General features: G+C 59.7%; 7 protein-coding genes. 5 read left to right on the forward strand and 2 right to left on the reverse strand.

Translation table 11 applies throughout. The features are described from left to right. Nucleotides 1-61 precede the first annotated feature (61 nt). On the forward strand, nucleotides 62-1255 hold the full coding sequence (locus A3GO_RS0115815) for an acyl-CoA dehydrogenase (RefSeq protein WP_029134232.1): 1194 nt from the start codon (nucleotides 62-64) through the stop codon (nucleotides 1253-1255). A gap of 299 nt (nucleotides 1256-1554) precedes the next feature. Here the strand turns inward: A3GO_RS0115815 and mobA are convergent, their stop codons facing one another. Continuing rightward, nucleotides 1555-2172 carry a molybdenum cofactor guanylyltransferase MobA gene (mobA, locus tag A3GO_RS0115820; protein ID WP_029134233.1) on the reverse strand — a complete coding sequence of 206 codons (618 nt, stop codon included), beginning with the start codon at nucleotides 2170-2172 and terminating at the stop codon, nucleotides 1555-1557. Further along, a complete protein-coding gene (locus tag A3GO_RS0115825) occupies nucleotides 2165-3037 on the reverse strand; it encodes a formate dehydrogenase accessory sulfurtransferase FdhD (protein WP_051302456.1) in 873 nt (290 codons plus the stop codon). The genes mobA and A3GO_RS0115825 overlap by 8 nt, the downstream gene beginning before the upstream one ends. Nucleotides 3038-3259: 222 nt before the next feature. On the opposite strand from A3GO_RS0115825, the gene A3GO_RS0115835 reads away from it, so the two are divergent. From A3GO_RS0115835 to A3GO_RS26455, 4 genes are all read left to right on the forward strand, one after another. Then, the gene (locus A3GO_RS0115835; protein ID WP_029134235.1) at nucleotides 3260-3508 is read left to right on the forward strand and encodes a YfhL family 4Fe-4S dicluster ferredoxin; all 249 of its coding nucleotides are present in this window, start codon (nucleotides 3260-3262) and stop codon (nucleotides 3506-3508) included. A gap of 14 nt (nucleotides 3509-3522) precedes the next feature. Then, on the forward strand, nucleotides 3523-5187 hold the full coding sequence (gene ggt, locus A3GO_RS0115840; RefSeq protein ID WP_029134236.1) for a gamma-glutamyltransferase: 1665 nt from the start codon (nucleotides 3523-3525) through the stop codon (nucleotides 5185-5187). 107 nt (nucleotides 5188-5294) lie between these two features. Then, nucleotides 5295-5741 (forward strand): hypothetical protein, encoded by a 447-nt coding sequence (locus A3GO_RS0115845; protein ID WP_157606842.1) that lies wholly within the window; start codon nucleotides 5295-5297, stop codon nucleotides 5739-5741. 32 nt (nucleotides 5742-5773) lie between these two features. Next, the gene (locus A3GO_RS26455; RefSeq protein ID WP_029134238.1) at nucleotides 5774-6028 is read left to right on the forward strand and encodes a hypothetical protein; all 255 of its coding nucleotides are present in this window, start codon (nucleotides 5774-5776) and stop codon (nucleotides 6026-6028) included. The last annotated feature ends 299 nt before the right edge of the window (nucleotides 6029-6327 follow it).

Below are 6327 nucleotides of genomic sequence, written 5' to 3' on the forward strand. Positions count from 1 at the left end.
CAGATGTAGGGTGGATAAGCGAAGCGCATCCACCATTCTCAGACAACCGGAATAAGTGGCTATGAATTCAAAAACACAGGCAAGAGCCCCATTCAAATGGGAAGACCCGTTACTCCTGGATCAGCAGTTGACTGAGGAAGAGCGGATGGTGCGGGATACCGCGCAGAAATACTGTCAGGAACAGTTGATGCCACGGGTGCTCGAGGCCAATCGCCACGAACATTTTGATCGTGAAATCATGAACGAGATGGGCGAGCTGGGTCTGCTGGGCGTCACCATTGATGGTTACGACTGCGCCGGACTCAACTATGTCTCCTACGGTTTGATTGCGCGTGAAGTGGAGCGGGTCGATTCCGGCTACCGTTCCGCCATGAGCGTGCAGTCCAGCCTGGTGATGCATCCCATCTACGCCTACGGTACGGAAGAGCAGCGCGAGAAATACCTGCCGAAGCTGGCCACTGGTGAACTGGTGGGTTGTTTTGGCCTGACCGAGCCGGATCACGGTTCCGACCCGGCCGGCATGAAGACCCGTGCCCGCACCGTGGATGGCGGCTACTCCCTGTCCGGCTCCAAGATGTGGATCACCAACTCACCGATCGCCGACGTCTTTATCGTTTGGGCCAAGGATGACGAGGGTGTGATCCGTGGCTTTATCCTGGAAAAGGGTATGAAGGGACTGTCCGCACCCAAGATCGAAGGCAAGTTCTCGCTGCGCGCGTCCATCACCGGCGAGATCGTCATGGACGAGGTATTTGTCCCGGCGGAGAATCTGCTGCCAAACGTGAAGGGGCTTGCCGGTCCCTTCGGCTGTCTCAACCGTGCCCGCTACGGCATTGCCTGGGGCGTACTGGGTGCTGCGGAAGACTGCTGGCATCGTGCGCTCACCTATACCCTGGACCGGAAACAGTTCGGTCGGCCGCTGGCGGCCAATCAGCTGATCCAGTTGAAACTGGCCAACATGCAGACCGAGATCACCCTGGGACTGCAGGGCTGCCTGCAGCTTGGACGGTTGTTTGATGCCGGACAGGCAGCGCCGGAGGCGATCTCCCTGATGAAGCGCAACAACGCTGGCAAGGCGCTGGATATCGCGCGTATTGCCCGTGATATGCACGGTGGCAACGGCATCTCGGATGAGTTCCACGTGATTCGTCACGCCATGAACCTGGAGGCGGTCAATACCTACGAAGGTACCCATGATGTGCATGCGCTGATACTTGGGCGTGCCCAGACCGGCATTCAGGCGTTCGCGCCCTGATTCGTCTCCAATGCCGGTTGCTATAGCAACCGGCAACCATTTCATCTCGTATTCCCGTCTCTCATTTTTGGCCCCTCCCCGGGGCCGTTTTTTTGACCACGGGTGAAGTGATGCGGCGAGGCTCAGGGAGCGCAGCGCCATAGTCGGAGAGATGTGAATCTAATGAATCAGCGTGGGGCTGCCAGCTTTCTGTTTCTGTCGTTTATTGGGAGGTGGGGCTGTACCTGATCTGATTGGATGCGAGCGGAAACCCGGGTAGTTGCAGGGGTTGCCGTTGCCGATGAAACCGGCGGATTGGATCAACAGGAGGGACTGTTGTGGCCGATTGGCTGGAACCGATCCCGCTCTTCCAGGGTATTGATGTTCAGGAAGGTCTCCGGTGCATCGGAAAAGTCGGCGGTGACCGTGTTGTGCCGCGCGTACCACCAGTCGATTTTGCGTTCGCCTGATGCGAGAAATTCATTCAGGCTCTGTTGCAGGCGGGTGGAGATGAGAGCGTAGACCGGCTGCATGCGGTTGCCGTCGTGGGCCACGGCAATCTCGGCTTGTGCCGCCTGCTGGGCGTTGTAGAGGCGGTTGATCAGGTCATCAGGCAGGCAGGGACCGTCACAGGGGATGGTGACGATGAAATCGCTCTCCACCTGCTGCATGGCCGCGAGGAATCCGGCCAGTGGGCCCTGAAAATCGCTCAGGCTGTCACTGACCACGGGATAGCCATAACGGGCATACTGCTCGGTATTGCGGTTGGCGTTGATCAGGATCCGGCTGACCTGGGGTTTGATACGGGCAATCACATGCTCGATCAGGGGCCGGCCGGCCAGTTCCACCAGCCCTTTGTCCTGTCCGCCCATGCGGCGGGCCTTGCCGCCGGCCAGGATGACGGCGGTGATTGATGGCCGGGATGTCTGGTCAGTCATGGTGTTTTACCTGTTTGGCTCTGCCCGGAGGCTGGTCGAACTGGAACTGTTCGGCACCGTGATAGAGCAGGAAGTGCTCGCCCTTGGCGCGGGCCACCAGGGTGACCCCCAAGCGCTGGGCCAGTTCCAGCCCCATCTGGGTGACGCCGGAGCGGGAGAGCAGGATCGGGATGCCCATCTGGGCCACCTTGATCACCATCTCCGAGGTGAGCCGGCCGGTAGTATAGAAAATTTTGTCGTGGCCCGCGGTCTGGTTCATCCACATGTGGCCGGCAATGGTGTCGACGGCGTTGTGGCGACCGACCTCTTCGACGAAATGGAGAATATCGGTGCCCTGGCAGAGGGCGCAGCCATGCACGGCGCCGGCGCGCCGGTAGATCTGGTTGTGCTGGTCCAGGGCCTTGAGCAGGCCATAGATGAGGGACTGTTTGAGTTCGGTTTTGGGCAGGTCGATCTTGTCCAGGTCATCCATCAGGTCGCCGAACACCGTACCCTGGCCACAGCCGGTGGTGACGGTCTTGCGGCTGAGCCGGTTTTCAAGGTCCGGGATCTCTTCACGGGTCTGGATGGCGGCGGAACCGGTCTCCCAGTCCACCTGGATCACCGCGACCTGGTCGACCCGCTGCACCAGTCGCTGGTTGCGCAGCCAGCCGAGCACCAGCATCTCGGGCTGCGACCCCAGGGTCATTAGGGTGACCAGCTCGCGTTTGTTGAGATAGAGGGTCAGGGCACGCTCCGCCGCTACATGGCCTTCGCGCGGGTCGCCGTATTCATCCAGCGACGTAACGGCCAGGGTGGAGTCGAGTCCGGCGTCACTCAGTATCAGGCTGGTGGATGCGGACGAGGATATTGAATCGGCAGTCATGATGCTCGAATTCCTTGATCTGACGGGTTACCTGTTGATGGGGCCGAAGCTGGATCGCTACATGCCGCCGCCGTTGGTCGATGCGGCATTATGCCACAGATCCGTAAACCGGCCGCCCTGAAGGTTGGACCGACAGATCGTTACTTTTATCAATTTATCCTGACATAACGGATACAGGATATAATTCACGGCATGATGCCAAGTCTATCTGGAGTTTAAACAATGGCCCTGATCATTACCGATGAGTGTATTAACTGTGATGTCTGTGAACCCGAGTGCCCCAATGGCGCCATCAGCCAGGGGGATGAGATCTATGTGATCGATCCAAATCTCTGTACCGAATGCGTGGGCCACTTCGATGAACCCCAGTGTGTCGAGGTCTGCCCGGTGGATTGTATCCCCAAAGATCCGGACCATGTGGAGACCGAAGAGCAGTTGTTGGAGAAGTTCAACCGGATCATCAATGGATAACCCGGTTGCCTGACGTGCGGCATCAGCGCCCCTTCCTGTGGTTGTTGTTGCTCCTGTGGCTGCCGCCTGGTCTGCCGGCGGCCCAGGAGCGCGGTGCCATCGCCTCGGCCCATCCGCTGGCTACCGAGGCGGGGCATGCCATCCTGGCCCAAGGCGGCAACGCCTTCGATGCCGCCGTCACGGTGGCAGCGGTGCTGGCGGTGGTGGAACCCTACAGCTCCGGTATGGGCGGTGGCGGCTTCTGGCTGCTGCACCGGGCCCGGGACGGTTTCGAGGTGATGCTGGATGGCCGCGAGCGGGCGCCGCTGGCGGCGCATCGTGATCTCTATCTGGACTCGAAGGGCGAAGTGGTGCCAGGCCTGTCGGTGAATGGTCCACTCGCTGCCGGTATTCCGGGACAGCCGGCGGCGCTGGCCCATCTCGCGGCCCGCTACGGTCGCCTGCCGCTGGCCCGGACCCTGGCGCCGGCGATACGCCTGGCGCGGGAGGGTTTCCCGGTGGACGGCCACTACCGGCGCATGGCGGAGTGGCGGCTGGAGCAGCTTCGGCAGTGGCCGGCCAGCAAACAACAGTTCCTGATCGATGACGCGGTACCGCCTCTGGACGCAGTTGTCAGGCAGCCGCAGCTGGCAGAAACCCTGCGCCGGATGGCGGAGCAGGGCCATGATGGCTTCTATCGCGGTCCGGTGGCGGAACGTCTGGTGGCCGGTGTCAGGGCCGCCGGGGGGATCTGGCAGTTGCCGGATCTGGCCGAATACCGGGTGGTGGAGCGGGAGCCGGTCCATGGTGAGTACCGCGGCATGAAAATCACCAGTGCGGCGCCCCCCTCATCCGGCGGTATCGTACTGATCAGCATGCTCAACCAACTGGCCCGGTTTGACCTGGATAAATACCCGTCAGTGCAGCGCAAGCATCTGGTGGTGGAGGTGATGCGTCGCGCCTATCGGGATCGGGCCGAGTATCTGGGTGACCCGGATTTTGTCGATATGCCGGTGGCGCGGCTGATAGATCCCGACTATGCGGCCGGGCTGACGCGCGATATTCAGCTGGATGCCGCCACTCCGAGTCGTTACCAGCCGGCCGGAACTGGGCTTGAGGGGCAGGACACCACTCACTATTCGATTATCGATGCCGAGGGTAACCGGGTCTCCGCCACCCTGAGCATTAATTATCCTTTTGGCTCCTGCTTTGTGGTGCCGGGCACCGGAATTCTGCTGAATGATGAGATGGATGACTTCTCGGCGCGCCCCGGCGCACCCAATGTCTATGGTCTGGTGGGGGGTGAGGCGAATGCCATTGAACCGGGCAAGCGGATGCTCTCCAGCATGACCCCCACTTTTGTTGAAACCGATCAGGGCGTGGCCGTGTTGGGCACACCCGGAGGCAGTCGGATCATTAGCATGCTGCTGCACGGTATCCTGGCATTAGCGGAGGGGGGTGGACCCGAAGCCTGGGTCAGCCGGCCGCGATACCACCACCAGTATCTGCCGGACGTGATCCAATTTGAACCCGGCGCACTGGATACCGATGAACAGCGGCAGCTGATGGAGCTGGGACACAAACTGAAGCCGCTTGATTCAGGTTATGGGAACATGCAGGCCCTGTTCTGGAACCGGCAGGACGGCCACCTGAGTGGCGCCAGTGATCCCCGGGGAATCGGCAAGGCGGTTGTGGAGTGAGTGCGTTCTCCGAATCCGTGCGGCTGTTCGTGGAAGGCCGCCGACTTGAAAAAGTCGCCTCATCTGGTTTCAATGTGCCTGTCCGCAAACGTTACCGGAAAGGATGGATGCTTAGAGTATTCGTTGTTTTGTGCCTGCTGGGTCTGCTGCTTCCCGAACTGGCCTTGGCGGGAAAATATCGTCAGGCTGCCTATATCACCAACCTCTATTTCGCCGAGCGGATCGCATCGGATGAGGATTCGGTGCAGCCGGAACGGGTGTTTAACCGGCTGAGGGCGGGTGATCCCGAGGTCATGGCCTATATGGTGCTCAATCTGTTGCTGGACAGGGGTGAGCATCAACTTGAGGTGGATATCATGGACAGGGAAGGCACTCTGTTCGATAAACTGAAGTTTGACAACGTGCAGGCCAGTCAGGATGACTGGCGCTATGCCGCCACCGGCCAGTTTGGCGGGGAGCTGCCGGAAGGTGGTATCTTCTTCAGGATCTATGACAGCCACGACGGTGGCGCGAAAGAGGTCATCGGTACGGTTCGTTTGATGACCGCTCATTGATAGTAACGGTTTTAAAAGTGAGGAGAGTATTTATGCAATTCAGTCCGTGTAAAGGTGGTGATTTCTGCAGTCAGGAGGGCACCCACTGCTCCGGTTGCGGGCGCAGCCACGAAGAGATCGCCAAGACCCGTGACCTGGTCTTTGCCGTTACCAAGTTCGCCATGGACATGGGTTACGAGAATGTAGAGGCTTTCACTGCCTTTGTGGGCGAGAAGGCGGCAAGGAATGTACGCAAACAGCAGCAGCTGAGTCAGATGGGCGGTATCGGGATTCCGGTCGGCAAGTGAGATTGCCGGGGTGCCGTTTTGGCTGCACCAAAATCTCGCAGGGTGGGCACGGAAAGCGTGCCCATATATGGTCTCCTCCCCATTTGCAAGGCATTAGATCTCGATGGCAGGGACAAGTTGCTACCATATATCCGGCCTGTTATCGAAGCGACTCTTGGCTTCTGGCCTTGATGAGCATGCGCACATACCGTCCTTATCNCCCTATCGTTCTCGTAAACTGTGGGCACGCCAGGTTTTCGGTATGCCGGTCTGACCTGTGTTGTCATCGAGGGTCTCTTGCCTTCGCAACTCTGGGTAGG

This window comes from Sedimenticola selenatireducens DSM 17993, assembly GCF_000428045.1.
Classification (GTDB): Bacteria; Pseudomonadota; Gammaproteobacteria; order Chromatiales; family Chromatiaceae; genus Sedimenticola; species Sedimenticola selenatireducens.